This is a genomic window from Ruegeria sp. HKCCD4315, assembly GCF_013112245.1.
Taxonomy (GTDB): Bacteria; Pseudomonadota; Alphaproteobacteria; order Rhodobacterales; family Rhodobacteraceae; genus Ruegeria.
In genome coordinates, this window is the sequence record NZ_WVRN01000001.1 from 3,202,152 (window position 1) to 3,227,835 (window position 25,684).

General features: G+C 57.8%; 28 protein-coding genes. 12 read left to right on the plus strand and 16 right to left on the minus strand.

Translation table 11 applies throughout. From position 1 onward, the window contains the following. The first annotated feature begins 2 nt into the window (after positions 1 to 2). The gene (gene pnp, locus GS646_RS15915; RefSeq protein ID WP_171648304.1) at positions 3 to 2,150 is read left to right on the plus strand and encodes a polyribonucleotide nucleotidyltransferase; all 2,148 of its coding nucleotides are present in this window, start codon (positions 3 to 5) and stop codon (positions 2,148 to 2,150) included. 178 nt (positions 2,151 to 2,328) lie between these two features. Next, a complete protein-coding gene (locus tag GS646_RS23240) occupies positions 2,329 to 3,333 on the plus strand; it encodes a Hint domain-containing protein (protein WP_171648303.1) in 1,005 nt (334 codons plus the stop codon). Positions 3,334 to 3,339: 6 nt separating this feature from the next. On the opposite strand, the gene GS646_RS15925 is transcribed toward GS646_RS23240, so the two are convergent. After that, positions 3,340 to 3,975, minus strand: coding sequence for a DUF1326 domain-containing protein (locus tag GS646_RS15925; protein WP_171184325.1), 636 nt, complete (start codon positions 3,973 to 3,975; stop codon positions 3,340 to 3,342). 255 nt (positions 3,976 to 4,230) lie between these two features. Between GS646_RS15925 and GS646_RS15930 the strand changes: the two genes are divergently transcribed. After that, the gene (locus GS646_RS15930) at positions 4,231 to 4,920 is read left to right on the plus strand and encodes an outer membrane protein (RefSeq protein ID WP_171105790.1); all 690 of its coding nucleotides are present in this window, start codon (positions 4,231 to 4,233) and stop codon (positions 4,918 to 4,920) included. A gap of 221 nt (positions 4,921 to 5,141) precedes the next feature. Here GS646_RS15930 and GS646_RS15935 read toward each other — a convergent pair whose 3' ends face one another. Continuing rightward, positions 5,142 to 5,792, minus strand: a complete 651-nt coding sequence (locus GS646_RS15935; protein ID WP_171093240.1) for a peroxiredoxin — start codon at positions 5,790 to 5,792, stop codon at positions 5,142 to 5,144. A 214-nt stretch (positions 5,793 to 6,006) separates the two neighbouring features. Between GS646_RS15935 and GS646_RS15940 the strand changes: the two genes are divergently transcribed. After that, positions 6,007 to 7,446, plus strand: a complete 1,440-nt coding sequence (locus GS646_RS15940) for an aldehyde dehydrogenase family protein (protein ID WP_171184328.1) — start codon at positions 6,007 to 6,009, stop codon at positions 7,444 to 7,446. Positions 7,447 to 7,505: 59 nt separating this feature from the next. Here the strand turns inward: GS646_RS15940 and GS646_RS15945 are convergent, their stop codons facing one another. Both GS646_RS15945 and GS646_RS15950 read right to left on the minus strand, forming a co-directional pair. Further along, positions 7,506 to 8,111, minus strand: a complete 606-nt coding sequence (locus GS646_RS15945; protein ID WP_371732096.1) for a glyoxalase superfamily protein — start codon at positions 8,109 to 8,111, stop codon at positions 7,506 to 7,508. 7 nt (positions 8,112 to 8,118) lie between these two features. Further along, entirely contained in the window at positions 8,119 to 8,970 is an 852-nt protein-coding gene (locus tag GS646_RS15950; RefSeq protein ID WP_171184332.1) for a bifunctional helix-turn-helix domain-containing protein/methylated-DNA--[protein]-cysteine S-methyltransferase, read from the minus strand. Between the two features lie 139 nt (positions 8,971 to 9,109). Here GS646_RS15950 and GS646_RS15955 point away from each other — a divergent pair, with 139 nt between their 5' ends. The 3 genes from GS646_RS15955 to GS646_RS15965 are packed head-to-tail and all read left to right on the plus strand — an operon-like array spanning position 9,110 to position 11,685. Beyond that, on the plus strand, positions 9,110 to 9,997 hold the full coding sequence (locus GS646_RS15955) for a serine hydrolase (RefSeq protein WP_171184334.1): 888 nt from the start codon (positions 9,110 to 9,112) through the stop codon (positions 9,995 to 9,997). Between the two features lie 57 nt (positions 9,998 to 10,054). After that, positions 10,055 to 10,699 (plus strand): endonuclease III, encoded by a 645-nt coding sequence (gene nth / locus GS646_RS15960; protein WP_171093231.1) that lies wholly within the window; start codon positions 10,055 to 10,057, stop codon positions 10,697 to 10,699. Next, the gene (locus GS646_RS15965; RefSeq protein ID WP_171184335.1) at positions 10,696 to 11,685 is read left to right on the plus strand and encodes an adenosine kinase; all 990 of its coding nucleotides are present in this window, start codon (positions 10,696 to 10,698) and stop codon (positions 11,683 to 11,685) included. The genes nth and GS646_RS15965 overlap by 4 nt, the downstream gene beginning before the upstream one ends. Positions 11,686 to 11,744: 59 nt before the next feature. Here the strand turns inward: GS646_RS15965 and GS646_RS15970 are convergent, their stop codons facing one another. Together GS646_RS15970 and GS646_RS15975 are read right to left on the minus strand one after the other, a co-directional pair. After that, positions 11,745 to 12,389: a hemolysin III family protein gene (locus GS646_RS15970; protein ID WP_171184337.1), complete on the minus strand. Its 645-nt coding sequence runs from the start codon at positions 12,387 to 12,389 to the stop codon at positions 11,745 to 11,747. A 66-nt stretch (positions 12,390 to 12,455) separates the two neighbouring features. Beyond that, positions 12,456 to 12,950, minus strand: coding sequence for an RNA pyrophosphohydrolase (locus tag GS646_RS15975; RefSeq protein ID WP_171184338.1), 495 nt, complete (start codon positions 12,948 to 12,950; stop codon positions 12,456 to 12,458). Between the two features lie 137 nt (positions 12,951 to 13,087). Here GS646_RS15975 and GS646_RS15980 point away from each other — a divergent pair, with 137 nt between their 5' ends. After that, positions 13,088 to 15,115: an NADPH-dependent 2,4-dienoyl-CoA reductase gene (locus tag GS646_RS15980; RefSeq protein ID WP_171648302.1), complete on the plus strand. Its 2,028-nt coding sequence runs from the start codon at positions 13,088 to 13,090 to the stop codon at positions 15,113 to 15,115. Positions 15,116 to 15,121: 6 nt separating this feature from the next. On the opposite strand, the gene GS646_RS15985 is transcribed toward GS646_RS15980, so the two are convergent. Together GS646_RS15985 and GS646_RS15990 are read right to left on the minus strand one after the other, a co-directional pair. Then, positions 15,122 to 15,730 carry a LysE family translocator gene (locus GS646_RS15985; RefSeq protein WP_171184343.1) on the minus strand — a complete coding sequence of 203 codons (609 nt, stop codon included), beginning with the start codon at positions 15,728 to 15,730 and terminating at the stop codon, positions 15,122 to 15,124. A 67-nt stretch (positions 15,731 to 15,797) separates the two neighbouring features. Beyond that, the gene (locus GS646_RS15990) at positions 15,798 to 16,238 is read right to left on the minus strand and encodes a DUF4399 domain-containing protein (RefSeq protein ID WP_171184345.1); all 441 of its coding nucleotides are present in this window, start codon (positions 16,236 to 16,238) and stop codon (positions 15,798 to 15,800) included. A gap of 227 nt (positions 16,239 to 16,465) precedes the next feature. On the opposite strand from GS646_RS15990, the gene GS646_RS15995 reads away from it, so the two are divergent. After that, entirely contained in the window at positions 16,466 to 17,371 is a 906-nt protein-coding gene (locus GS646_RS15995; RefSeq protein ID WP_171093217.1) for a LysR family transcriptional regulator, read from the plus strand. A gap of 78 nt (positions 17,372 to 17,449) precedes the next feature. Here the strand turns inward: GS646_RS15995 and GS646_RS16000 are convergent, their stop codons facing one another. Genes GS646_RS16000 through GS646_RS16015 form a run of 4 tightly spaced genes read right to left on the minus strand, consistent with a single transcriptional unit; the run spans position 17,450 to position 20,366 of the window. Further along, on the minus strand, positions 17,450 to 18,352 hold the full coding sequence (locus GS646_RS16000) for an OmpA family protein (RefSeq protein WP_171184347.1): 903 nt from the start codon (positions 18,350 to 18,352) through the stop codon (positions 17,450 to 17,452). Further along, positions 18,349 to 18,906: a peroxidase-related enzyme gene (locus GS646_RS16005; protein ID WP_171184788.1), complete on the minus strand. Its 558-nt coding sequence runs from the start codon at positions 18,904 to 18,906 to the stop codon at positions 18,349 to 18,351. The genes GS646_RS16000 and GS646_RS16005 overlap by 4 nt, the downstream gene beginning before the upstream one ends. Before the next feature lie 30 nt (positions 18,907 to 18,936). Further along, positions 18,937 to 19,647, minus strand: a complete 711-nt coding sequence (locus GS646_RS16010; protein ID WP_171184348.1) for a GNAT family N-acetyltransferase — start codon at positions 19,645 to 19,647, stop codon at positions 18,937 to 18,939. Then, positions 19,644 to 20,366, minus strand: a complete 723-nt coding sequence (locus GS646_RS16015) for a molybdopterin-binding protein (RefSeq protein WP_171184349.1) — start codon at positions 20,364 to 20,366, stop codon at positions 19,644 to 19,646. Before GS646_RS16015 ends, GS646_RS16010 begins: the two co-directional genes overlap by 4 nt. Positions 20,367 to 20,416: 50 nt before the next feature. Here GS646_RS16015 and sfsA point away from each other — a divergent pair, with 50 nt between their 5' ends. The 3 genes from sfsA (at position 20,417) to map (ending at position 23,029) form a co-directional block, all read left to right on the plus strand. After that, positions 20,417 to 21,112 (plus strand): DNA/RNA nuclease SfsA, encoded by a 696-nt coding sequence (sfsA, locus tag GS646_RS16020; protein WP_171184352.1) that lies wholly within the window; start codon positions 20,417 to 20,419, stop codon positions 21,110 to 21,112. Positions 21,113 to 21,279: 167 nt separating this feature from the next. Next, positions 21,280 to 21,654 (plus strand): hypothetical protein, encoded by a 375-nt coding sequence (locus GS646_RS16025; protein WP_171184354.1) that lies wholly within the window; start codon positions 21,280 to 21,282, stop codon positions 21,652 to 21,654. A gap of 562 nt (positions 21,655 to 22,216) precedes the next feature. Then, positions 22,217 to 23,029, plus strand: a complete 813-nt coding sequence (map, locus tag GS646_RS16030) for a type I methionyl aminopeptidase (protein ID WP_171093205.1) — start codon at positions 22,217 to 22,219, stop codon at positions 23,027 to 23,029. Here the strand turns inward: map and GS646_RS16035 are convergent. The 4 genes from GS646_RS16035 to GS646_RS22955 are packed head-to-tail and all read right to left on the minus strand — an operon-like array spanning position 23,017 to position 25,618. Next, entirely contained in the window at positions 23,017 to 23,196 is a 180-nt protein-coding gene (locus tag GS646_RS16035) for a hypothetical protein (RefSeq protein WP_171648301.1), read from the minus strand. The genes map and GS646_RS16035 overlap by 13 nt on opposite strands. Positions 23,197 to 23,215: 19 nt before the next feature. After that, a complete protein-coding gene (locus GS646_RS16040) occupies positions 23,216 to 23,857 on the minus strand; it encodes an HAD family phosphatase (protein WP_171184359.1) in 642 nt (213 codons plus the stop codon). Next, complete coding sequence (gene rsmD, locus GS646_RS16045) at positions 23,850 to 24,410, minus strand: 16S rRNA (guanine(966)-N(2))-methyltransferase RsmD (RefSeq protein ID WP_171184361.1); 561 nt, start codon at positions 24,408 to 24,410, stop codon at positions 23,850 to 23,852. The genes GS646_RS16040 and rsmD overlap by 8 nt, the downstream gene beginning before the upstream one ends. Further along, the gene (locus tag GS646_RS22955) at positions 24,407 to 25,618 is read right to left on the minus strand and encodes an NAD(P)/FAD-dependent oxidoreductase (protein ID WP_171184363.1); all 1,212 of its coding nucleotides are present in this window, start codon (positions 25,616 to 25,618) and stop codon (positions 24,407 to 24,409) included. Before GS646_RS22955 ends, rsmD begins: the two co-directional genes overlap by 4 nt. Between the last annotated feature and the right edge of the window lie 66 nt (positions 25,619 to 25,684).

The window sequence follows — 25,684 nt, forward strand, 5'->3', positions numbered from 1 at the left end:
ATATGTTTGATGTAACGAAGAAATCGATTCAGTGGGGCGAAGAGACGCTGACACTGGAAACCGGCAAGGTTGCCCGTCAGGCGGACGGCACTGTGATTGCCACGCTGGGCGAAACCAGCGTCATGGCTAACGTGACCTTTGCCAAGCAACAAAAGCCCGGTCAGGACTTTTTCCCGCTGACCGTACACTACCAAGAAAAATACTACGCCGCCGGTAAGGTTCCGGGTGGCTTCTTCAAGCGCGAGGCGCGCCCGACCGAGAAAGAGACGCTGACCGCGCGTCTGATCGACCGTCCGATCCGCCCGCTGTTCGTTGACGGCTTCAAAAACGAAGTTCTGGTGATGTGCACCGTGCTGTCCCACGATCTGGTCAACGATCCCGACATCGTTGCAATGATCGCTGCTTCGGCTGCCCTTACCATCTCGGGCGCGCCGTTCATGGGCCCGATCGCTGGTGCCCGTGTTGGTTTCGTGGATGGCGAATACGTCCTGAACCCGACCGTGGACGATATGCAGGACCTGCGCCTGAACCCCGAACAGCGTCTGGACCTGGTTGTGGCCGGTACCAAAGACGCCGTGATGATGGTGGAATCGGAAGCTTACGAGCTGTCCGAAGCCGAAATGCTGGGTGCCGTGACATTCGCTCATGAGCAAATCCAGCCGGTCATCGACCTGATCATCTCGCTGGCCGAAGAAACCGCCAAAGAGCCGTTTGAGTTTGTCGCCCCCGATTACTCGGAGTTGTACGCCGCTGTTTCCGCAGCCGGTGAAGAGCAGATGCGCGCCGCCTTCGCGATCACCGACAAGCAAGAGCGCACCGCCGCTGTTGCCGCTGCCCGCGAAGCGATCAAAGAAGCGCTGACCGAGGAACAGCTGGAAGACAGCAACCTCAGCTCGGCGATGAAAAAGCTGGAGGCCGGCATCCTGCGCGGCGACGTCGTCAAAGGCGGCAAGCGCATCGACGGTCGTTCGACCACCGATGTACGCGCCATCGAAGCCGAAACCTCGCTGCTGCCCCGTACCCATGGTTCCGCCCTGTTCACCCGCGGTGAAACGCAGGCGCTGGCTGTGACCACGCTGGGCACCGGCGACGATGAGCAGTTCATCGACGCGCTGCATGGCAACTTCAAATCGAACTTCCTGCTGCACTACAACTTCCCTCCGTATTCGGTGGGTGAAGTAGGCCGCGTGGGTTCGCCCGGCCGTCGTGAGATCGGTCACGGCAAGCTGGCATGGCGCGCGCTGCAGGCGGTTCTGCCTGCGCCGACCGACTTCCCATATACCGTACGCGTGGTTTCGGAGATCACGGAATCGAACGGCTCGTCCTCGATGGCCTCTGTCTGCGGCGGTTCGCTGTCGATGATGGACGCAGGTGTTCCGCTGAAAGCACCGGTTGCCGGTGTGGCCATGGGTCTGATCCTGGAAGATGATGGCGATTACGCTGTTCTGACCGATATCCTGGGTGACGAAGACCACCTGGGCGACATGGACTTCAAAGTGGCAGGTACCGAGAACGGCATCACCTCGCTGCAGATGGACATCAAAGTCGCAGGTATCACGCCGCAGATCATGGAAACCGCTCTGGCACAGGCCAAAGAAGGTCGGATGCACATTCTGGGCGAGATGGGCAAAGCCCTGTCCGAGACCAACGAATTCTCGGTCCACGCCCCGCGCATCGAGACCATGAACATCCCGACCGACAAGATCCGCGAAGTGATCGGCTCGGGCGGTAAGGTCATCCGTGAGATCGTTGAGGTTTCGGGTGCCAAGGTCGACATCAACGACGACGGTGTGATCAAGATCGCCTCGCCCGATGGTGAATCGATCCAGAAGGCTTATGACATGATCTACTCGATCGTGGCCGAACCGGAAGAAGGTCAGATCTACACCGGTAAAGTGGTCAAGATCGTCGATTTCGGCGCCTTCGTGAACTTCTTTGGCAAGCGCGACGGTCTGGTCCACGTGTCCCAGATCGAAAACCGCCGCCTGAACCATCCGTCAGACGTTCTGAAGGAAGGTCAGGAAGTGAAGGTCAAGCTGCTGGGCTTTGACGATCGCGGCAAGGTCCGCCTGTCGATGAAAGTCGTCGATCAGGAAACCGGCGAAGAGATCGTTCCCGAGAAGAAAGAAAAGAAAGAAGACGCAGAGTAATCTGTACCTATCTTCTGGCTCGAAAGGCCCCGGCGCTGTCCGGGGCCTTTTTTGTTAAGGTGTGGCTCCGACCACTCCCCCCGTAATCTGGTCTAGGTAAATCAACCATTAACGTTTCTTAAACGTATTAGCACAACCTTAAGGGTGACTTAGTTGCTCTCAGGGATGTTGTGCGACCGTGGCCACGATTACAGTCTATGAAATCAGTGCAGACCCGTTCAGCACACGCAACGTCGATATCACGGCCGCGTATTCTGTTGAAGTAACGGACAACGACGCGATCTTAGATGACCCAGACCCCGACAGCACCCAATTGGACCTGTCCGGGCTGCCGGGCTTTACCGCCTCGTCTCAGAATTTCAGTACGTTAGAGACGTATACCGGAACGATCAACGGCGCGCCTGTCAGTTTCACCCTGATCCAGTTCAGCAACCCGCGCTATATCATCGTCACTTCGGGGCAAGCTGCGCTGAATGACACCATCGAAGACACCAGCTTTGGCGGCACCGCATCTTCTACCCCGTATCAGAGCTTGCCGTCTTTCGTGTGCTTCACCACAGGGTCGCTGATCCTGACCCCCACCGGGCAGCGCCAGGTGGAAGAACTGGAACCTGGGGACCCTGTCCTGACCACAGGTGGACGCATCCGCCCGGTGCGCTGGATCGGTCGACGGCATCTGTCGACGCAAAAGCTGCGCTCCTCTCCGCATCTGTGCCCAGTGCGTTTCAAGGCGGGCTGTTTCGGTCCGAACTGCCCCACGCGCGACCTGCTGATGTCGCCGCAACATCGGGTCGCTGTAACCTCAGCGATGATGGAACTGATGCATGGCGAGACCGTGATGTTGGCCCCGGCGAAGGCGTTGATAAATGGGCAAAGCATTGTGCAGGACCCGCCTGAGCAGGGGATCGAATATGTTCACATCCTTTTAGATCAGCATGAGCTGGTGAATGTCGAAGGAATCTGGTCCGAATCCTTTTATCCCGGCGACACGACCCTCAGTGCAATGGCACCTGCCACCCTGCGCAAGTTGTTCGACCTGTTCCCGGACCTGTCCCACGGCGCGACTGGTTACGGACCAACGGTGCTACCGGTCCTTAAACCTTTCGAAGCCGGAATGCTGAAATCAGACCTGAAGGTTCCAAATTGGCGGGTTTACCCAAATGCGCTTAAGAAGGCCGCCTAACTCGGTTTAGTGGGCAACACCACCCGGCCCGTGTTTCAAAACGTGCCATTGGCCATAGCTGTCGTTCAAATCCAGCTTGATCGCCGCGTCTGCGCGCGTTGTAGCGCTGCCGATCTCGGCCACAGAGAACTCGATACCGCCAGGAATATCGATTCGTACGCGATGCGGTCCCCCGCCATGAGGGGCTTCAATGGGGCGACCTGTCGAGCTCAGCACATCGCCGATGGACACACGGGCGGTCCGCTCTTCCATGTTCATTTCGAAATCAATCGGCAGGTAGAGCGTGTCGTGCACCTTTTCGCACATGGCACGGAACACGTACCAATGCGTCGCCATCTCCTCCGTTTCCTCACCGTGAAAGACCTTTTCCAGCGCCGCGCGCTGTGCTGGGGTCGCAGCAGGATCAATGACAACCTGCATTTCTCCGCCGCCCTCGAAAATAGGCCCCGGCCAGGCATAGATCAGCGCGGCCTTGGCACCACCCAGATCAGTGTCACCGAAATACCCTGTGCCAATCTCTAGCACTTCGAAGCCCCGGCAGTTTCCGTGGGTGGGTAGTTCTTCGAATTGGCAAGGGCAGGCATAACCGCAATTGCAGTTTCCGAAGCTTTCTCCTTCAACATACCAATCTGTAAACGCCATGGTTCTCTCCTGCAAAGTACAGTGAAATCCCGATGGCCTTCGCCTGTGGAACAGCCCCCTTGAGCCATACTAGCACGTCCCTGCGCAGATCAGAAATCGACGGCCTGCCATTCAGCGACAACAACTCGAATATGCGATTTATTCTATCACATGACGCCAAATTAGAGTGACCCGATGTGACCGCCGGAACCCTTTCCATGCACCACCAGACACATGATCTAAGCAGGGAAACGTTTTGGAACAAAGGACATGATCATGGTTAGTCGTTTCATCCTGACCTCCGCCGCCCTGATGCTGGGCACAACCGCAGCAACCGCACAAAGCCTGGGTGACGGCACCTATGTTCAGGGCTTTATCGGCTACAGCCAACTGCAAGACAGCGACTTTTCGGGCACAATCGGGGGCGCAACACAATCGGTCGATACAGACTTTGATGCAGGTTTCGGCCTGGGCGTGGCCATTGGTAAAGAGATCCCGCAGTGGTCCAATGACACGATCGGAACACGAATCGAACTGGAGCTTTCCTATCGCGACAGCGACGTGGATGGTGTGAACTTTACCGGCAACGGACCAGCACCAGAAGGCAACATCTCTGGCGACGTTTCGCAAACCTCGCTCTTTGCCAACATCTTGTTCGACTTCAAACAAGCCGGTGCGCTGACCCCGTTTGCAGGGTTTGGTCTGGGTGCCACCTACTCGGATCTGGATTTCGCTTACGGCCCCGGTGTGGCACTGGATGACAGCGACACCGCTCTTGCGGCTCAGGTGATCGCAGGCGTGGCATATGACATCAACCCGTCGACCGCCTTTACCGTAGACGCCCGCTATGCCCGCGCCTTTGACGTATCGTCGGAGCGGCTGGCCCCGAACGGCGCGTTGACGGGCACAGTTGAAGACGATCTGGACACATTCAGCGTGAATTTCGGGCTGCGCTACAAGTTCTGATCGCTTTGGGCGTCAGGTTTCTCTCCGGTTTTCTGCCGCCTTCTAGCCCTCGCACCTCAGGTGCGGGGGCATTCAAGCAACACAACTCACGTCGGATGTAATTTGGATCGCCCTGCCCGTAACAACCGCCTGCTTCATCTGGCCGAAAATACCTTCGGGGGGAATCGTGCCGAAAGGCGCGATGGGGGGCAGACAGCCCCCCCTCTGAACCGGCAACCGATTTAGGACGGCGCCTTGGTTTTGCGCAGATAAGGGAAGATCGTTTCAAACTCGCCGAACTTCTCTTTTGCTTCATCGTTCGACACTGCAGGCGGAATGATCACATCTTCACCCGGTACCCAGTTAGCCGGGGTTGCAACGCCCTTAGCCGACATCTGCAGCCCGTCCAGAGCGCGCAGGATCTCGGCAAAATTCCGACCCACGGTCATTGGATAGGTCATCGACAATTTAAGTTGCTTGTCCGGGCCGATGATAAAAACCGAACGCACAGTTGCGCTGTCAGCCGGAGTGCGACCGTCAGGCAGATAGGCTTCTGCGGGCAACATGTCGAAGGCTTTGGACACAGCCAAACCGTCATCGGCGATGATCGGGAAACCGGGGTTGGCCTTGCCGTATTCTTCGATGTCCTTCTTCCACTTCTTGTGGTCTTCGACCCCATCGACCGATACGCCGATCACTTTGGTGTTGCGCGCGGCCCATTCGTCATTCAGTTGCGCAACAGCCGAAAACTCGGTGGTGCAAACAGGGGTGAAATCCTTTGGGTGCGAGAACAAAATAGCCCAGCTGTCGCCGATCCAGTCGTGAAACTGAACGGTGCCCTGATCCGTTTCTGCTGTAAAATTTGGGACGGTATCGTTGATGCGCAAACCCATGGGGCATCTCCTTTCCTGTTAAAAACCTGAGTCGGTTGCTTGGAACCTAGTCACTTTGCGCGCAGGTTAAACCATCCCCTGCGCTCAGGGATACGGAATTCGACCGCGTTAAAGGAAAATAATTTGATCAAATTCGCTATTGCTCGATCTTGGTATGGCTGCCAGAGTATGCGCTGACAACTGGGTTAGTGCCGATCCATCAGGAGGATTCACGATGATCGAAAAGCGGGATTTTTACATCAACGGTCAGTGGGTCTCTCCTTCGTCGCCCAATGATTTTCAAGTGATCAACCCTTCGACCGAGGAACCCTGTGCTGTGATTTCACTGGGTGATGAAGCCGACACAAATGCGGCTGTTGCAGCGGCCAAAGCCGCGCTGCCCGGTTGGATGGCGACTCCGGTGGAAACCCGCATTGCGCTGGTGGAAAAACTAATCGAACTTTACGCGACGCGTTCCGAGGATCTGGCGCAAGCCATGTCACTTGAGATGGGTGCACCGATTGATCTGGCCCGTTCGGCGCAGGCCGGGGCGGGTATCTACCACCTGAAAAACTTCATCCGCGCCGCCAAGGCGTTTGAGTTCGAACGCCCGTTGGGCGACCACGCCCCCAATGATCGCATCATCTATGAGGCGGTCGGCGTCGCCGCCCTAATCACGCCGTGGAACTGGCCGATGAATCAGATCACGCTCAAGGTCGGTGCGGCTGCAATTGCGGGTTGTACCATGGTGCTGAAACCATCAGAACAAAGCCCGCTGAACGCGATGATCTTTGCCGAGATGATGGATGAGGCAGGCTTTCCGCCCGGCGTGTTCAATCTGGTTAACGGTGACGGGGTGGGCGTTGGTTCGCAACTTTCCGGCCATCCAGATGTGGATATGGTCAGCTTTACCGGCTCGACCCGTGCTGGTACCGCGATTTCGAAGAACGCTGCAGAGACACTCAAGAAAGTGCATCTGGAATTGGGCGGAAAAGGCGCGAATGTGATCTTTGAGGATGCAGATGACAAGGCCGTCAAACGCGGTGTGCTGCACATGATGCAAAACACGGGCCAAAGCTGTAATGCACCCAGCCGGATGCTGGTGCAGCGCCCGATTTACGACAAGGCGGTGGAAACGGCGACTGAAGTGGCCAACATGGTCAAGGTCGGCCCTGCCATCGAAGAAGGCCGCCACATTGGCCCGGTGGTGAATGAGGTCCAGTGGACCAAGATTCAGGACCTGATTCAGAAAGGCATCGACGAAGGTGCCCGTTTGGTGGCTGGTGGCACCGGACGGCCAGAGGGGCTGAACAAAGGCTATTATGTCCGCCCTACAGTCTTTGCCGACGCCAACAATCAGATGACCATCGCACGCGAAGAAATCTTCGGTCCGGTTCTGACCATGATCCCCTTCGACACCGAAGAAGAAGCTATCGAGATCGCTAACGACACGCCGTATGGCCTGACCAACTATGTTCAGACGCAAGACGGCGCGCGGGCCAATCGTATGGCACGTGTCTTGCGGTCGGGCATGGTCGAGATGAACGGCCAGTCACGCAGCGCAGGCTCTCCGTTCGGGGGTATGAAGCAATCCGGCAACGGGCGCGAAGGTGGTGTTTTCGGTTTGGAAGACTTCCTTGAAGTCAAAGCGGTCGGCGGATGGGCGGCTGAATAAGTTGTCCAATGAGTCAATCAATTTGGGCGGGGCAATACAGGTGCCCCGCCCTTAGTGTTTCAAACAGGCCGCACCACAAGCTGAGGCTCTCCGTCAGATGTGTGCCGTAGGGATTGACCATCCCAGCCAATCTCTCCGGTGACGCGCTGTCGATAGGCGGAAAAGCTATCGAACCGCACCACATCGACGGGCGTATCGAAATGCAGGGTAACACGACGGCGCGCGCCATCGCCCAGCATAGTTATGCCGCGAATTTCCCCCGTGTATGCCTGACCCAGGTATCGTCCCTCAACCCGGTCACCTACACGCAGGTGCATCCGATTTCCGGCCATTGCATGCAATGTGTTCCAGTCTCGTACGCCGTGCTGATGGGCCAGCAGTTCCAGTGTGGCGCTATGCGACAGGGATACGCCCGTCGCTTTCAGTTTTTCCCGCAGGCGTTTTGCCTGCTCTTTCAGCTCTTCAACCGGAGCAACGGTTTGGAGTCGTGTCATCATGTGCCTCGTGTCTTTGAACGGGCGCGAAGTCTGGACGGGGTTCGCATTACCATCCGCGCGCCGGAAAAAGGGCAACAGATGTCTTTCAAACCGGGTTTCACCAAAGCCAAAGGCCGCGAACGGCAGGGGACCCGAACCTGCGGTGCCTTTTGGCAGCGGTCGGGTCATCTGTCAATCAGGCGTCTGCCTGCGCTGCTTCATAGGCCAGCATGGCGCGCTTCACCGGCAGACCCCAGTGATAACCACCTAACCCACCTGATTTACGCAGCGCGCGGTGACAAGGGATCAACCAACTGACCGGATTGCGCCCAACTGCCGTTCCCACGGCGCGAACAGCTTGTGGTGAGCCTACGCGCTGCGCGATCTCGGAATAGGTTGTGACCTGCCCAGAAGGGATATGCATCAACGCTTCCCACACTTTGATCTGCAAAGGCGATCCGATCAGGTAAAGCGGCGTTGGTTCCAACCGGTCGCTGGCAGCCCCAAAGGCACTCAGCACCCAAGGACGCAAACGCATCGGATCCTCAACGAAATCCGCTTTGGGCCAGCGCGAGATCATGTCATCCATCGCGGCCTCTTCCCCGGTCTCTGCCCCGAATGCCATGCCGCAGATGCCCTTGTCTGTGCCCATGACCAGCGCAGGGCCAAAGGGGCATTCGAACCAGCCCCAATAGATCGTCAATCCTGCGCCTTTCCGAGCGTATTCGCCGGGGCTCATGGATTCCCACTTCAGGAACAGATCGTGCAGGCGGCCGCTGCCGGACAGGCCAACGTTATGCGCGGTTTCCAATGTGGTGAACCGCTCGCGCAGCAGGGCCTTTGCGTGGCCCAGCGTGAGGTATTGTTGATACCGTTTCGGCGATACCCCGGTCCAGCGCGAGAACAAGCGTTGAAAATGGGCGGGGCTCATATCCATCTGACGGGCCAGCTCATCGAGGCTCAGGCCCTCGCCACCCTGATCGATCAGGTCGATTGCGCGGCGCATGACGTTGTAGTGGTATCCGCTTTCCGGGGTCTGGACATTCATGTCGCTTACCTCTTGCACTATTTCCCAGACTATACGTCGTCTGCCTATTGGTGAGCGACCCGAAACTTGCGCAACCGTATTTCTTTGAGAATTGATCTGACTTAGGGTCGAACCACATCCAATCAATTCCGGGCCGAACATGACCCTCTCCGCCGCCATGGACCAAACAGGCCGCGTTCTTCTGGACGAGTGCGGTGAATCCCTGTTTCCCTGGTGGAGCTTCACCAAAACTGCAATCGCAGTTCTTGTCATGCAGGCGTGGGAACGCCAGCAATGCGATCTTGATGCACCGTTCCGAGAGCATCCGTTTTCGCTGCGCCAATTGATGCAGCACCGCGCCGGGCTGAGAGATTATGGGGCGCTACCGGGCTATGGAGATGCCGTCGCGCAAGGTGCAGATCCCTGGTCTGTCGAGCAGTTGTTGGCAGAAGCAGATTTTCGCAACCTCGCCTACCCGCCCGGAACGAACTGGGTATATTCAAATGTGGGCTATCTGCTCTTGCGCCAATTTCTGGAAGAGGTGCACAACGCCAGTCTGGCCGAAATCATGCAGGCTCGTATTTGCCAGCCGCTGGGTCTGACCGCGCGTGTTGCTCGGACACGGGATGATTTCGAACAACTGTATTGGAACGCGCATGGTTATCACCCGGACTGGGTCTACCACGGCTGCCTTATGGGCACTGCAACCGACGCCTTGCGCCTGTTACGCGCCGTCCTGAACGGCGATCTGTTATCTGCTGCAAGTAAAGACCAGTTGCTCAGCCGTTCCATGCAAGGCCCGGCTATTCCGGGACGGGTTTGGAGCGAAACCGGCTATGGGCTTGGTCTGATGATCGGTGCGGCCCAACCCGTGGGCCGCGTTATCGGGCACACTGGATGCGGCCCGTTTTCGGCAAATTTGATCGCGCAGTTTCCAGACACCCCTTCCGGGCTTTTGGTGGCCAGCTTTTGCCCAATGGGTGACGAGACCCCTGCAGAGTTTGAAGCTGTAAAGCTTGCAACCAAGCTAAACGAGCTTCGCGCATGACTACATAAAGCGTGTTTTCAATTGCAGCCCGCACAATCCCACGGCATTAAGGCCCGGATGGCAAAACAACTCGACTATCATACGATCCGCGAGATCTTTACGCGCTTTCAGGAGGCCGACCCCGAACCCAAGGGCGAGCTTGAGCATGTGAACGTCTATACCCTGGTCGTGGCCGTCGCGCTGTCGGCGCAGGCGACCGATGCGGGCGTCAACAAAGCCACGCGCGAATTGTTCAAGATCGCCGACACACCACAAAAGATGCTGGACCTGGGCGAAGAGGGTCTGATCGAACATATCAAGACCATCGGCCTGTTCCGTCAGAAAGCGAAAAACGTCATCAAGCTTAGCCGGATTCTGGTCGAAGATTACGGCGGCGAGGTTCCCAATTCCCGTGCTGCGTTGCAATCGCTGCCGGGTGTCGGGCGCAAGACGGCCAACGTGGTTCTGAACATGTGGTGGCGGCAACCTGCTCAGGCGGTTGATACGCATATCTTTCGCGTCGGCAACCGAACCGGCATTTGCCCCGGTAAGGACGTGGACGCGGTCGAGCGCGCCATAGAAGACAACATACCTGCTGATTTCCAGCTTCATGCACATCACTGGCTGATCCTGCATGGCCGGTACCATTGCAAGGCACGCAAGCCGCAATGCCCGACCTGCATCATCCGTGATCTCTGTCGATTCGAGGACAAAACCCAATGAAAACTTACCAACTGACCGGCATCGGAAATGCCGTCGTAGACGTGATTTCCCAGGCCGACGACAGTTTCCTGGAACTGATGGGCATCGAGAAAGGCATCATGCAGCTGATCGAGCAGGAGCGCGGTGAAGTTCTCTATGCCTCGATGGAAGGCCGCGTGCAGACGCCTGGCGGTTCGGTCGCCAACACCATCGCGGGGGCCGGTGCCCTTGGACTGGACGCTGCCTTTATCGGGCGCGTGCACGACGACGCGCTGGGGCGGTTCTATGCGGATGCGATGAACGAAGACGGCGTTGACTTCGTGAACCCGCCGGTTCCGGGCGGAGAGCTGCCGACCTCGCGTTCGATGATCTTTGTTTCGCCCGATGGTGAGCGGTCGATGAACACCTATCTGGGGATTTCATCCGAGCTGTCCTCGCAGGACGTCTCGGATGACGTTGCAGGAAACAGCCAGATCATGTTCCTCGAAGGCTATCTGTTCGACAAGGAAAAGGGCAAAGCCGCGTTTCTTGAAGCCGCGCGCGCCTGTCACAAGGGCGGCGGAAAGGCCGGTATTGCCATTTCCGACCCGTTCTGCGTGGAACGTCACCGCGTCGATTTCCTGTTGCTGATCGAAAACGAACTGGATTTCGTGATCGGCAATGAGGCCGAGATCAAGTCGCTGTTCGAAACCGACGATCTGGAGGAAGCGCTGGCCAAAACCGCCGCCATCTGTCCGTTGGTTGTCTGCACCCGGTCAGGCGACGGTGTGACAGTTCTGAATAGTGACGGCCGCATTGACGTGCCGGTTGAAAAGATTGTGCCCGTGGACGCAACAGGTGCGGGTGATCAGTTCGCTGCAGGCTTCCTGTTTGGCATGGCCACAGGTCGGGATTATGAGACTTGCGCAAAGATCGGCAATGTCTGTGCCCGCGAAGTCATCAGCCATATCGGTCCGCGCCCCGAGGCAAACATGCAGGAATTGCTGCGCGCCGAAGGGTTGCTCTGACCTCGGATCGGGTCCTTTTCACAAAATGGATTGGGGCGTCAGCGCCCCAACCCTACCCTTTAGTTAGAAAACAGCGCCAGCCAGATTCCGACGAACATCAGAACCCCACCCAGGTTCACCCAGACGTGCCAAATCGCATAACGAAACGGCAGTGTCTTTTGGGCGTAAAACATCGTTCCAACGACATAGCTGACTGCACCGCCCGCAATGCACCAAAGGGTGGCTGCGGGAACGGTGGTCATGTCTGGGATTGCGCCTAAACCGATACCACCCAAACCAAGGTATGATGCCGTCGACCATCGCGACTTAACCGTCTCATTCGCGATCTTGTTCCAGACGGCTGCGATGGTCAGCCCCCAGCACACCCAAAGCAAGGTCATGGTCCATGCCGTGCCCGCCTGAACGAAGAATGGTGTGAACGTCCCGCAGATACTGGGATAAATCGCGGCGTGGTCGATACGGCGCAACAGCTTGCGGCGATCATGCCAAGGCGCAAAATGATAGGCGCAGGACGCAAGGTTCGACGCAAGTGCACTGAGAACATAAACGATGACCGCAAGAAGCAGCGCAACATCCAGACGTTGATAGGCGTTCACGATCAGCAGGCTGCCAGCCGTCAGGATCAGGGACAAACCGATCACATGGACAATCATGTCGGCGGTACGATGCGCACGCGCGGGGCTGGGATAGGTGGTTTTCATCATGACTGGCCAGTTAAAAACAGCTCTGCGCTAAAGTCCCGCCAAAAGGATGTCCAACTTTCCCAAGCGTCACTTATACGAGCCGAGGTGGTCTTCAAAAGCCGCCAGCACTTGCTCGTACACGTCCCGTTTGAACGGTACGATCTCGTCGATCAACCGATCAGGCGCTTGCCATTTCCATTGTGAAAACTCTGGGTGGTCGGTTTCGATGTTGATCTGATCATCCTTACCGACAAAGCGCAGTAGGAACCATTTCTGCTCTTGCCCGCGATAGCGCCCTTTCCAGATCCTGGGCACGATGTCCTGCGGCAGATCGTAGGGCAGCCAACCGTCGGTTTCGGCCACGATCTCCACCAGGTCCGAGGTTACCCCGGTTTCCTCCCACAACTCGCGCAGGGCCGCATCGCGCGGGTCTTCGCCCTTGTCCACGCCGCCCTGCGGCATCTGCCAGGCGTCTTTGTGGCGATCATTGCGCTGACCCACAAAAATCCTGCCGTCCGCATTTATCAGCATTAGCCCCACACAAGGACGGTAGGGCAGCTTGGCGATATCTTCGGGGGTCATACGGGGCCTCATCGGATTGTTCCGCCAATCTCTAACAACCACAGGGGCAACAGCAAAGAGGGTGACGTGGGGTTTCGCGTGACAAAGATGACGCGAAGGTCAATCTAACTCGCATATTCGGGAGGGAGAGTTTCGCCATGACTGCGTACCCAAACATGCTGGCCCCGCTGGATCTGGGCTTTACCACCTTGAAGAACCGCGTGCTGATGGGTTCGATGCATACGGGGCTTGAGGAAACCGGTGACTGGAACCGGGTGGCTGAATTCTATGCGGACCGGGCGCGCGGCGGCGTGGCGCTTATGGTGACAGGTGGCATTGGTCCAAATCTTGAGGGCTCGGTTCTGCCCGGCGCGTCGATGATGACCAATGAAAAAGAGGTGGCGAACCATTCCATCGTCACCCAGCGGGTGCACGAAGCAGGCGGCAAGATCGCGATGCAGATCCTGCACGCAGGCCGCTATGCTTATGGCCCGAAATGCGTGGCCCCCAGTCCGGTGAAATCCCCTATCTCACCCTTTCCGCCAAATGAGCTGGATGAAGACGGCATCGAAAAACAGATCAGCGACATCGTGAACGCCGCCGTTCTGGCCCAACAGGCGGGCTATGACGGGGTCGAGATCATGGGGTCTGAAGGGTATTTCCTGAACCAGTTCCTTGTGACCCATACCAACAAACGCACAGACCGCTGGGGCGGGACCTACGAAAACAGAATGCGCTTGCCTATCGAGGTCGTGCGCCGCACGCGTGAGGCCGTTGGCCGCGATTTCATCATCATCTACCGCCTGTCGATGATTGATCTGGTCCCCAACGGCTCGACCCATGAAGAAGTGGTGCAACTGGCGCAAGAGGTTGAAAAGGCCGGTGCCACCATCATCAACACCGGCATTGGCTGGCACGAGGCGCGGATTCCGACCATCGCCACCAGTGTGCCGCGTGCTGCTTTCGCCTGGGTGACGAAAAAGCTGATGGGCAAGGTTTCGATACCTGTAATCACCTCGAACCGGATCAACACGCCCGAGGTCGCCGAAGAGGTTTTGGCCTCCGGCTGTGCCGATATGGTGTCGATGGCCCGCCCGATGCTGGCAGACGCCGATTTCGTCAACAAAGCCGTTGCGGGGCAATCTGCGCAAATCGCACCCTGCATTGCGTGCAATCAAGCCTGTCTGGATCATACATTCAGCGGCAAGCTGACGTCTTGTTTGGTCAATCCCCGCGCCTGTCATGAGACTGAACTGGTGATTGAGCCTGCTTCGACGCAGAAAAACGTTGCCATTGTCGGTGCGGGCCCAGCCGGTTTGTCCACCGCGATGACCGCTGCCCAGCGCGGCCACAACGTGACTTTGTTTGACCGCGCCGCAGAGATTGGTGGGCAGTTGAACATGGCCAAACAGGTTCCGGGCAAGGAAGAGTTTTGGGGGCTGGTCGATTGGTATCGCACCATGATGGCCGATCTGGGCGTAAAGGTGAAATTGAACCGTGAGGTCAGCGCCGACGATCTGACCGGCTTTGACGAGGTGATCATCGCAACCGGCGTCACCCCGCGCGATCCGCAGATTCCGGGGCAGGATCGAGAAAATGTCCTCAGCTATATCGACGTGCTGCGTGGCAAGGCCGAAGTCGGCGAATCCGTCGCCGTAATCGGCGCAGGCGGTATAGGCTTTGACGTCTCCGAATTTCTTTTGGAGGACGGGCACAGCGCAACCACCGACTTGCCGCTTTGGATGAAGGAATGGGGCGTAACAGACCCGGCCGAGCACCGCTCGGGCCTTGCGCCAGAAGGGCCTCAACCCAGCGCGCCTGCGCGTCAGGTCACATTGCTACAGCGCAAGAAACAGGCACACGGCAAGGGATTGGGTAAAACAACTGGCTGGATTCACCGTGCAGCGTTGAAGATGAAAAACGTCAACTTCGTGGGCGGTGTGAACTATGAGCGCATCGACGATGACGGCCTGCATGTCAGCTTTGGCGAAGACCGTGCTGACCCGACCGCGATCTCGGCGGACACAATCGTTCTGTGTGCCGGGCAGGTTTCAGACCGGTCGCTGGCGGACGCGCTGATCGAACGCGGCGTTACCCCCCACGTAATCGGCGGTGCGGATGTAGCGGCCGAACTGGACGCCAAACGGGCGATCAATCAGGGAACACGATTGGCGGCCGAGCTTTAAGCTCGGTCAGTCGGACAGCGCAAGTTTCACCCCCAGCGCGCCAAAGGCCGTTGCAAAACACCGTTTGATCCAGGCCATCACTGACGGGCGGTGGATTATGTAGTCCCGCGCCAAGGCCGCGCAGGCCCCGTAGGCGATGAAGACAACAAAGGTCATCGCCATGAAGGCAAGCGCGAGTTGCACCAAAGCCAGCCCTGCATGGTTTGTGCCGGCGGGCAAAAATTGCGGCAGGAACGCGAGGAAGAACAACGATAGTTTGGGGTTCAACACGTTGATCAGCGTGCCGGTCGCCGCAATTCTAAGGTACCCTTTGGCTGATTTATTCGCGCTGACCTCCATCGCACCGCCCTCGCGGACAATCCCCCACGCCATATAGAACAGGTAGAGCACCCCAAGGTATTTGAGAACCTGAAAGGCCAGCGCACTTGTATGCAGCAGAGCGGCCAAGCCGATAATGCTGGCCACAGCGGCGGGTACGATTCCAAGCGTGCAGCCTGCTGCCGCCGCAATGCTGGCGCGAAATCCTCGGCCAAGCCCAATGGCCAGCGTGTAGATGACGCCGGTGCCCGGCAACAGCACGACGATCAAAGATGTAATGAAAAACTCAAGCGACATAGAACCCTCCGACCACTTGCCGGAGAGTTCCCCACATCAAACGGAAAGTAAACAGGCGTGCGGCCACCTACTCAACGGTAATCGTAATCACCTCGGACACAATCGGTGGGTTATGTGGCACGTGACCCGCGTCGCCCAATACCAGTTGCAGCGTGTGCTGACCTGCGGGCAGGTCCAGTGTCACCTCGGTCTGGCCGCCGCCAAAATGCATATGGTTGTCATCGGCAGGAAGGCCATAAGCCAGCTCATCCGCTCCATCCTCGCCCTCACCAATCGGGGGGCGGTTGAGCAACAGGTGGTGGTGGCCGGTGTTTTCCTTCTCGGTCCCGGCCGGGGCGACGCCCATTCCGCTGAGACCGAAGACAACCGTGACCGGTGATTGCACTGTGTCACCGTCAGATAGATTAACGAAATAAACCTTCGCGTCGGGGTTCGAAGGCGTCTCACCCCCGGCGTGTGCAAAGCCCGCAAAAAGGCAAAAGGCAGCGATGGTGAAAACGGTCTTCATGGTCTCCTCCCTTGTCACAAAAATGCCATCCTCAAGGTAACACATTAGGTCGCTGCGCCAAAAAACACAGCCAGACAGGGGCACAGGCGCATTTGGAAACCACTGTTTCTGCGTTTCCCATACGCAAACGATCCGATTCAAATCCCTGATATTATCCCATGTCTGCCGCGTTTCCGCCCAGATTCAGCGCCATAGTCAGAGAGGAAATCAAGATCTGGGGAACGAGTATGGACCGACTGACTGAAATGGAAGCCTTCGCCAATGTGGTGGACCAAGGTGGCTTCACCGATGCGGCCAAAAAGATGGGCATCTCCAAATCCGCCGTGTCCAAACATGTCTCGAGCCTCGAAGCGCGTCTGGGGGCCCGGTTGCTGAACCGCACCACACGCCGGGTGTCGCCGACGGAAATCGGCCTTGCCTACTATGACCGCGCGCGGCGTGTTCTGAATGACGCGGGCGAAGCAGATTCGCTGGTTACGTCGATGCAATCGGCCCCATCGGGCCTGCTGCGCATCAGCGTTGCCACCGACTTCGGCGTGAATCACCTGTCCCCCGTTTTGTCCGAGTTCCTGGCCGCCTATCCCGACATCACAGTGAACATGGTTCTGAACAACCGTTATGTCGAACTGATTTCCGAAGGATTTGACGTGGCCGTCCGCATCGGCGAGCTGGAAGACAGCACGCTGCGCGCCCGTAAGCTAACTGAAACCGTGAAACGCATGGTGGTTGCACCCAGCTATATTGAACGCTTCGGACGCCCGCAGAAGATCGATGATCTGAACGAACACAAGCTGCTGCACTATTCCAGCCAATCCTCGGGCAACGTCTGGAAACTGACCGCGCCATCGGGTGAAAAACGCCAGGTGCGTACCGCGGGCTGGTTGAGCGTGAATGACGGGCAATCGCTGCTGAACGCGGCCATCTCGGGGCTGGGGATCGCTTACCTTCCCAGCTATCTTTATGCCGAAGCGTTAAAATCAGGACAGGTGGTCGACGCCATGCCATCTCTGCCGGACGAGGTTCAGGGCATCTATGCCGTCTACCCGCCTGGCCGCTTCACACAACCCAAAGTTCGGGCCTTCATCGACTTCCTGGTCAATTCCTACCACGACAAAGGCCCGATGGACTGGTAATTCTCCCTGAAGACCAACCTTATGACCCGCATGTCAAAGTGCGGGTCTTTTTTTGCCTTTAGGCTTGACCGTACCTGTTCAGTTGACCAGCAAAACCGCTTCGACCCGGCGGTTCAGGTCGCGCCCCTCGGGCGTCGCGTTGGACGTTATCGGAGCCAGATAGCCCACGCCCTGCGCCTCGATCCGCTCGGGGGCCACGCCATGCGCCTCGATCAATCGGGTGCGTACGGCCTCGGCCCGGCTTTTGCTGACAGAGATATTGGCCGACAGCGCGCCAGTGTCATCGGTATGCCCTACTAACGCAAGTCGCGTATCGGGGTTGTCAGACAGGTAACCGGCGACCAGAGTCAGCGAGGCGAACGGCCCTTCACCCAATGCCACCTCGCCGGTTGGAAAATGCAAATCATCCAGGATTACATGCCCTGCGCTTGTCAGAGCCTCCAGCAATCCGCCCGAGCCTTCGACGGCCTGTTCGACCAAAACCGGATCAGGGTCAGGCGCATCCTGCGGCGTTACGCGGATCAACTGTACGTAGCCATCTGGCGGGTTGCGGCTGACCAACAAGCTAAGCGCAACGGACCCCTTGGTCGCTGAAAGGAAACGGTAATCCTGAATGGCGACATACATGTCTGGTGTCGGCACAACTTCCGTCCAGAAACGGAAATCGAAGCCGCCGCATGCTTGCGCCTCGCACTCAAACAGGATCTTGTAGCCTTGCGCCTCGATCTGGTCGCGCAGCGGGGACAATAATTGCAGTGTCGTGCTGGAACCTGCCTGTAACCGCCACGTGAACCGCTCAACCCGACCTTCGATTGTGTCAGAAGGCACTGCCCCGTTCTCATAAGGCCCCGTCGGCAGGTCATAACTGTCCAACGGCGAGGTTCGGTCACTGATCTGGCGCGCACTGGTGGGCAGGGTCAGGTCCTGCGCCAGAACCGGCCCCGTCAGTAGCATTGATAAAAGGACAGCCGTACGGATCATCGAAACTGTGCGTGATATTCTTCGTTGGGTACCATTGCTGTCGCGCTGGCCACCCGGTTGGACATGTTGAAGAAACCGGTAACATTGGCAATGTCCCAGATGTCCCGGTCGGTGAACCCAACATCGCGCAGCTTCTGCCGGTCGGGTTCTTCGATCTCGGCGCTGGAGGTAGTCATCTTGGCAGCAAAATCCAGCATCGCACGCTGACGTGGATCCAGCGGCGCAACGCGGTAATTCATCACCAGCATCTCACCCAGTTGCGGATTACCCGACAGCTGACGCACCGTCGCGCCATGTGCGACCAGACAGTAGAAGCACTTGTTGATCGACGATACCACCACCGCTATCATCTCGCGCTCCAGCTTGGACAAGCCGCTGTCGGCCAGCATCAGGTCATTGTACATCGCTGTGAAGGCGTTCAGCTTGTCGATGTCGAATGCGTTGGCTTTCAATACGTTCGGCACCATTCCCAGCTTTTCGACACAGATATCAAAGTATTTCTGCGTTTCCGGCGGCAGCGGATCGACCATGGGCAGGTTCAGCGCGGTGGGCATGTCTTTTTGTGTCACGGCAGCCTCTTCAGTTCACTCAAGGTGACGGTAATGGTATTCGCCTGCAAGCTCCATCCCGAGCGCGCGATAAAGGCCATTGGCACCTGCATTGGCTTTGGTGCAGATCACGCTGAGGGTCTGCGCGCCATTATCCCGCGCCCAGATTGCCGCCGCGCGCATGGTCCAGTGGCCCAGACCTTGGCGGCGATGATCGGGCAGAATTTCAAGCGCGTGGACCATCGCAACATCCCCGTGCATCGCGACAAATGCCACGCCGCTGGGTTTATCGTTATGGCGCAGCAACAGGCTGGTCTTGGGACCTTTCGCGCGCGCCATGACCGCTTGCCGTTCTGCGCCTATCCCAGCCGAAGACCAGATTTCGCGCATGATCTCAAGCGGCTCCCAGACCGAAAAGACCATGATCGGAGGGATCGGTTGATCTGTCAGCAGGTCGACCGGACAGGCATAGATGTTGACCGGGTCCAGAACGCTGTACCCCCGATCAGCCAGTTTTGTATCCAGCGCCTCATCACCCGGACGCAGGCAGAAAATGCGTTTCTGTCCCATGGCCAGCATTGCAGCCTCGGCGGCGTCAATATCCGCGTCTGTTGCAGGACCCAGCGCATTGGCCGCAGAAACACGTGACCCGCCACCCCGCCCTTCGCGCAGTTGGAACGGGCCAAGCGCCTTATAGCCTGCGGCAGGCCATGTGCCGTCGACAATATCCGCCCAGTTCAAGCTCAAAGTTGCAACTCTTTCGCCAGACGGGTCATCGCCGCATCAATCCGCCCTCCGTCAGTGCCTCGTATCACGACGTTGGCACCGAAGGCTCCGTTGATCTGGAACGGATAACAGCCGATGGACAGGTCGCTGAACTCTTCGGCCAAGGCGGACAGGTTTGTGGCAATATCGCCCTCGCCCCGATCCACGCGCAGAGTTTGCGACAGCAAGGGGTTGCCTCCGGTTAACGTTGGCAGAACACTGGCCACCATCGCCTGAAACACCGAAGGCACACCGGCCATCACATGCACGTTCACAAGAGTAAAGCCCGGTGCAGTCGAGACCGGATTGTCGATCAGCGCCGCACCATCGGGAATGCGGGCCATGCGCAGTCGGGCGGCGTTCAGTTCCAACCCCGATTTGTCGTAATGCGCCTGCAACAATGCCCGCGCGTCATCCCTGATATCAATCGGCGTATTGAAGGTCCGCGCGATGCAATCGGCGGTTATATCATCATGGGTCGGACCAATGCCGCCACTGGTAAAGACGGTGTCATAGGCATCAGACAATGCCTTAACCGCCCCTTCGATGGCAGGGGCGTCATCGCTGACAATGCGCACTTCTTTCAGGTCGATGCCATGTTTCGTCAGCTCCTGCGCCAGAAAATGCATATTCGCATCACGGGTGCGGCCGGACAGGATTTCATCCCCGATCACCAGCATCGCTGCGGTTGGATTGGCCATGGCGCTCTCCCCTCTTGATCGTTCTCAGGGGCAGGTATAGGCCCTGAACCATGCGTTTTGAAACCCCTCTTGTCCCCGCCCGCCTGATCCGTCGCTACAAACGCTTTCTGGCTGATTGCACGCTGGAAGACGGGCATGAGGTTACAGCCCATTGCGCCAATCCGGGATCGATGATGGGGCTTGCCGAACCGGGCGAGAAAATCTGGCTGGAACCCAATGACGACCCGAAGAAAAAGTTGAAATACGGCTGGCGACTGGTGGATCACGAAAACGGGCATTTCACTGGCGTTGACACCTCGGTTCCCAATCGCGCCTTAAGGGCAGCGCTTGAAGCTGGTGAGATCGCAGAACTGGCCGCCTATGACACCGTCCGGCCCGAGGTGAAATACGGCGAAAACAGCCGCATCGATTTCCTACTGACCGGGCCGGGCCTGCCCCACGCCTATGTCGAGGTCAAAAGCGTGACCCTCTCGCGCCAGCCCGGCCTGGCCGAGTTTCCCGACAGTGTCACGGCGCGCGGCACCAAGCATCTGGGCGAGCTGGCAGCAATGGCCGCGCAAGGACACCGCGCGATCATGCTGTATCTGGTACAACGCACCGATTGCGACCAGTTTGCACTGGCGGCTGATATTGACCCGGCCTATGCGGCGGCGTTTGAATCAGCACAGGCGCAGGGGGTGGAACGGTTGGTGTATGGGACAGAGATTTCACCTTTGGGTGTCGCAGTCTTACCCAAACAGATCTAGAGCCCATTCAGCAGCACCCTCGAGAAACAAGAAAGCCTGGCGTCTCGGGTCAAACCTAAAGCTCACTATATATATTCTTAAAACGGTATTTGTTGATTCATATCAAGGTTAATTAGCGCACAAAAAGCTTTGCTACTCAGCACGACAATTTCGGGGGGAGATTTGTCATGCGATACAAAGCTATTGGTATGACCGTTCTGTGCGCCGCACTCCTATACACGGCCTCTTGCTCGGGCATGAGTTACGCGATGAAGACATATGGCGACGTCGACCCAATAAACTTCGAAGCCTATGGCAGAACCTGGCGCATCTTCGACAAGCCTGAAAGCGGCTTGATTATGCTGACGCCCAGCTTGGGAGATGCGGCATTGGCAGGTGCCGCCGAAGGGGCAACATTCGGCTTGGCTGGCAGTATGGACCCCACGCAGTTGGTCTTTCAATCGGCAGCGGCAGAATACCTGAAGTCAACCGGCAGAACATGTGACATCCGTTCTGCCCGACTGGTCATCGACCCTCAGTGGGAGTTCACCTATACCTGCTGAGCCTTCGCGAAACTGTCGCCTTTTGTCAGAAATCACGGAGTTCAGCATGCCAAAAAACTTAATCACATTGGCAGTCCTTCTCGCCGTCACCGCGTGCGCGGAACAACCAAGTTCGATTGCACCGGTTCCAATAGGGGATGTCTATAGCGACGTTTCCTGCGCGAAGGCACGACAACTCTACCAACAAGAGGTCGCCAGAGTACCCGCCTTGGTTTCCGCCCAGAAACAAGCGGTTGCTGGTGACGCTGTTGGTGTGCTGTTGATCGGAGTTCCCGTATCCAGTTTGTCGGGAGATGACTTGGAAGGCGAAATAGCCGCGACCAAGGGTAAATTGATAGCACTGTCCGCTCGTTTGGAAGTTTGTGGCACTCCGCCCCCCAAAATAGCGTGGGATTGAGCCTGTTGCGACATAGGGTCGTAAAGACGACATGAACTAGCGGCTGTTGAAACCGATAAGCCGTCGAACTACTTCGCTCAAGGAGTGTGACCCTGCGCCCTCTGGTACTTTCTGCACAAGCAGCGTAAAAGGAATGCTGCGCGAAACATTTGGAGCTTAGCGTCGATGAAAGAACATCGTGGCCGCCTGACCAAAGACGGCATCCGCATCTATGAACAAAGCGACTTTGCCGGAATGCACGCGGCAGGGGCTTTGGCGGCACGCATTCTGGATGATATTGCAGAACACGTTTTTCCCGGCCAGACGACTGGCGCGATTGACGGGCTGATCACTCAGATGGTTGAAGACGCAGGCGCAACTTCGGCCACGATTGGGTACAAAGGCTATCAGCACGCCAGCTGCATCAGCGTTAATCACGTCGTTTGCCATGGTATTCCGGGTGAAAAAAAGCTGAAGGATGGCGACATCCTGAACATTGACGTGACTGTCATCGTCGATGGCTGGTTTGGCGACACCTCGCGCATGTATGTGGCCGGGAAACTGCCCCGCAAGGCAGAACGGCTGATCCAAGTAACCCATGACGCGCTGTTCAAGGGCATCGAGATGGTCAAGCCCGGCAACACTTTTGGCGATATCGGCCACGCCATTCAGGCTTATGTCGAAGCGCACCGGATGAGTGTTGTACGCGATTTTTGTGGACATGGTCTGGGCCGCGTGTTCCACGCGCCGCCCAACGTTCTGCACTATGGCCGTCCGGGCACTGGCGCGGTTCTGGAAGAGGGTATGTTCTTTACCATCGAACCGATGGTCAATCTGGGCCGTCCTGAAACCAAGACGCTGGCCGATGACTGGACAGCTGTGACCCGCGACAAGTCACTGTCGGCACAGTTCGAGCATTCGGTGGGTGTTACGGCGGATGGGGTCGAGATTTTTACACTCTCGCCGGGCGACAAGTTCCACCCGACCTATTCCTCCTGATCGGCAGCCTGTTCGCGCGTCACTTTCAGCAGCATTGTCTCTGCCCCCCAAGGCGTCACCGCGTCGTGGATAAAAACCGGCGCGCGCATCGGCTTGCGCTCGGGCCCGGTTGAGGCTTCGGCGTCGCGGGCAAACGTCCAGCTAAAGGGTGTAAGGGCGCGGTCCATGACCGCACGTTAGCACAATTCAGGCTCTGAGTCCCAAAAGCCGGTGCACCTGTGCCATATCCGTGATGACTTCGGCACCCAGATCAGCCAAGCTGTCGCCGCCTCCGTGCGGGGCATAGGCCAAACAGCGCATGTCTGCCCGCACGGCCGCTGTTACACCATTCTGGCTGTCTTCAATAACCACAGGGGAATTTGCTTCAAAGCGCTGAGCGGCCAGCTTGAACATCTTTGGGTCCGGTTTGCCAGTTCCCAGAACATGAGCCGAGAACATAACGTCCTTAAACCGGTCCCAAATCCCATTCTGACCCAGAGTGATCTTCATCTTGTCCGGGCTGCCGTTTGACGCAACGCAGAACGGGATGCCGTTTTGATCCAGTGCCGCCAACAATTCGGAAACACCAGGCACCAAAGGTACCCCTTTGCGCAGGCGGTCATAGGTTTCAGCATAGATCTGATCCACCCAGCCCTCGGGTAGATCGGCACCCATGCTGCGTGCCTTGTCGCGTACTCCAACCATCGTTCCGCCTACAAACAGCGACATGCATTCAGGCAATGTCAGGTGCAGGCCATAACCAGCCAGATTGCCCATCAGCACCTGGTTCGAGATCACTTCGCTGTCGACCAGAACGCCATCGCAATCGAAAATCACCAGATCATGCATCCGACTCGTCTTTCCACATCAAAGAGATATGCGTGTCGCCGTATTTCCGACTGTCGTGCAGCTTGAACCCTGCGGGTGCTTGCATCGGGGTGTTTTCTTCCCAAACCAAGAGTGCATCCTCGGCAAGCCAGCCGTTTGCCAAAGCGGTAACAGCTTTCTGGCCCATGGCCTTTCCATAAGGGGGATCAAGAAAGATCAGATCATAAGGCACGCTTGGATTGTCTCCCAGCCGCGTGGCGTCACGGCGGATCAAGTCAGTGCGCGCGGCGCTGCGTGTCAGGTCGATATTCTTGCGGATCAATCCCTGCGCCACGCGCCCGTCATCAACAAAGGTGACATGCGCCGCACCACGCGACAGCGCCTCGAGCCCCAGCGCCCCGGTACCTGCAAACAGATCCAGCACCCGCAAACCGTCAAAGTCGATCTGGTGGGTCAGGACGTTGAACAGGCTTTCGCGCACACGGTCAGTGGTGGGGCGCAGACGTGCCCCCGCATCCCCTTTGCCGACCGAGGCCAAAGCGCGGCCCCGGAACTCTCCGGCGATGACCCTCACGCTTTGAGCAGCGGCTTCAAGTCCGCGTCCGGATCCGCCACGATGGCCGGATCGGCCGTCTTGCCTGCGTCGATCAAGCGTTTGCCGACCATATACGCGCGGGGATCGTTCATTGCATCCACAGCTATCAACTGATCGCCCTTGTAGTACCAGAAGGACACGGTCTGCCCTTCGCCCTTGCGGGTCACAACGCGGTCATATCCGGTGTTAAGACCGGCGATCTGTAGCTTGACGTCATACTGGTCCGACCAGAACCACGGCGTCGCGGTGTAGTCCTTGGCAGCGCCCAGCATGTTCTGCGCGACGATCTCGGCCTGATCAATTGCGTTGGGCACACTCTCTAGCCTGATCCGGCCTTCACCGTGCGGGAACGAAGCACAATCGCCTGCCGCCCAAATTGACGGATCCGAAGTGCGGCCATGGGCGTCGGTCTTGATGCCGTTGTCCAACTCAAGCCCCGCCATCTCGGCCAATTGGGTTGCGGGCGCGATGCCGACACCAACTACAACAAAGTCAACCTCAAGTTCGGTTCCATCGGTCAGAAGGGCGCCTGTGACCTTGCCGTTTTCGCCAATCAACCGATCCAACCCAACACCTTCGCGAATGTCAGCGCCGTAGTCACTGTGCAATGCGCGGAAATAGTCGCTGGTCTCGGGTGCCGCGACCCGTTGCAGGATACGGTCGGCCATCTCGACCAGAGTCACCTTGACGCCGCGCTTGGCGCAGACGGCTGCGGCCTCGAGCCCGATATAGCCACCGCCCACGATCAGCGCACGGGCACCTTCAGTGACCTTGGGCTCCATATCGTCGATATGCGCCAGATCACGCACCACATGCACACCTTCCAGGTCGCCACCAATAGCCGCGGGCAGACGGCGCGGATCGGACCCGGTGGTCAGCGCCAGTTCGTCGTAGGAAATGACCTCGTCCCCCAACGTCACAGTCTTGGCTTGCCGATCGATGCCCGTGACGTGCTGACCCAGACGAAGGGTGATGTTGTTCTCGGCATAGAAACTCTCGGGTCGCAGGAACAGGCGCTCCAGCTCCATCTCGCCCAGAAGGTATGCCTTGGACAAAGGCGGGCGCTGATAGGGCAAATGCGGTTCAGCCCCGATAAGAGTGATGTCCCCGTCGAACCCATCCTTGCGCAACCGCGCCACCAAAGATGCCCCCGCCTGACCGGCACCGATCACGACAATTTGGCTCATGTTTTGCCCACCCTGCAGTTTTCCCGTGGTCTCCGTGTTTGGACCACCTATATTGCGGCTAAGCCC

Excerpts from the sequence above, each read along its gene's own strand:
- GS646_RS16025 (WP_171184354.1), top strand. The coding sequence starts at position 21,280 with ATGCGATACAAAGCTATTGGTATGACCGTTCTGTGCGCCGCACTCCTA.
- sfsA (WP_171184352.1), top strand. The coding sequence starts at position 20,417 with ATGCGTTTTGAAACCCCTCTTGTCCCCGCCCGCCTGATCCGTCGCTAC.
- GS646_RS16015 (WP_171184349.1), bottom strand. The coding sequence starts at position 20,366 with ATGGCCAATCCAACCGCAGCGATGCTGGTGATCGGGGATGAAATCCTG.
- nth (WP_171093231.1), top strand. The coding sequence starts at position 10,055 with ATGGCAAAACAACTCGACTATCATACGATCCGCGAGATCTTTACGCGC.
- GS646_RS16040 (WP_171184359.1), bottom strand. The coding sequence starts at position 23,857 with ATGCATGATCTGGTGATTTTCGATTGCGATGGCGTTCTGGTCGACAGC.
- GS646_RS15965 (WP_171184335.1), top strand. The coding sequence starts at position 10,696 with ATGAAAACTTACCAACTGACCGGCATCGGAAATGCCGTCGTAGACGTG.
- GS646_RS15975 (WP_171184338.1), bottom strand. The coding sequence starts at position 12,950 with ATGACCCCCGAAGATATCGCCAAGCTGCCCTACCGTCCTTGTGTGGGG.
- GS646_RS16000 (WP_171184347.1), bottom strand. The coding sequence starts at position 18,352 with ATGATCCGTACGGCTGTCCTTTTATCAATGCTACTGACGGGGCCGGTT.
- GS646_RS15945 (WP_371732096.1), bottom strand. The coding sequence starts at position 8,111 with ATGACCCGACCGCTGCCAAAAGGCACCGCAGGTTCGGGTCCCCTGCCG.
- GS646_RS15925 (WP_171184325.1), bottom strand. The coding sequence starts at position 3,975 with ATGGCGTTTACAGATTGGTATGTTGAAGGAGAAAGCTTCGGAAACTGC.
- GS646_RS15935 (WP_171093240.1), bottom strand. The coding sequence starts at position 5,792 with ATGGGTTTGCGCATCAACGATACCGTCCCAAATTTTACAGCAGAAACG.
- GS646_RS16005 (WP_171184788.1), bottom strand. The coding sequence starts at position 18,906 with ATGCCCACCGCGCTGAACCTGCCCATGGTCGATCCGCTGCCGCCGGAA.
- GS646_RS15995 (WP_171093217.1), top strand. The coding sequence starts at position 16,466 with ATGGACCGACTGACTGAAATGGAAGCCTTCGCCAATGTGGTGGACCAA.
- GS646_RS15940 (WP_171184328.1), top strand. The coding sequence starts at position 6,007 with ATGATCGAAAAGCGGGATTTTTACATCAACGGTCAGTGGGTCTCTCCT.
- GS646_RS15930 (WP_171105790.1), top strand. The coding sequence starts at position 4,231 with ATGGTTAGTCGTTTCATCCTGACCTCCGCCGCCCTGATGCTGGGCACA.
- GS646_RS15990 (WP_171184345.1), bottom strand. The coding sequence starts at position 16,238 with ATGAAGACCGTTTTCACCATCGCTGCCTTTTGCCTTTTTGCGGGCTTT.
- GS646_RS15970 (WP_171184337.1), bottom strand. The coding sequence starts at position 12,389 with ATGATGAAAACCACCTATCCCAGCCCCGCGCGTGCGCATCGTACCGCC.
- GS646_RS16035 (WP_171648301.1), bottom strand. The coding sequence starts at position 23,196 with ATGGACCGCGCCCTTACACCCTTTAGCTGGACGTTTGCCCGCGACGCC.
- GS646_RS15980 (WP_171648302.1), top strand. The coding sequence starts at position 13,088 with ATGACTGCGTACCCAAACATGCTGGCCCCGCTGGATCTGGGCTTTACC.
- pnp (WP_171648304.1), top strand. The coding sequence starts at position 3 with ATGTTTGATGTAACGAAGAAATCGATTCAGTGGGGCGAAGAGACGCTG.
- GS646_RS22955 (WP_171184363.1), bottom strand. The coding sequence starts at position 25,618 with ATGAGCCAAATTGTCGTGATCGGTGCCGGTCAGGCGGGGGCATCTTTG.
- map (WP_171093205.1), top strand. The coding sequence starts at position 22,217 with ATGAAAGAACATCGTGGCCGCCTGACCAAAGACGGCATCCGCATCTAT.
- GS646_RS15985 (WP_171184343.1), bottom strand. The coding sequence starts at position 15,730 with ATGTCGCTTGAGTTTTTCATTACATCTTTGATCGTCGTGCTGTTGCCG.
- GS646_RS15950 (WP_171184332.1), bottom strand. The coding sequence starts at position 8,970 with ATGAATGTCCAGACCCCGGAAAGCGGATACCACTACAACGTCATGCGC.
- GS646_RS15955 (WP_171184334.1), top strand. The coding sequence starts at position 9,110 with ATGACCCTCTCCGCCGCCATGGACCAAACAGGCCGCGTTCTTCTGGAC.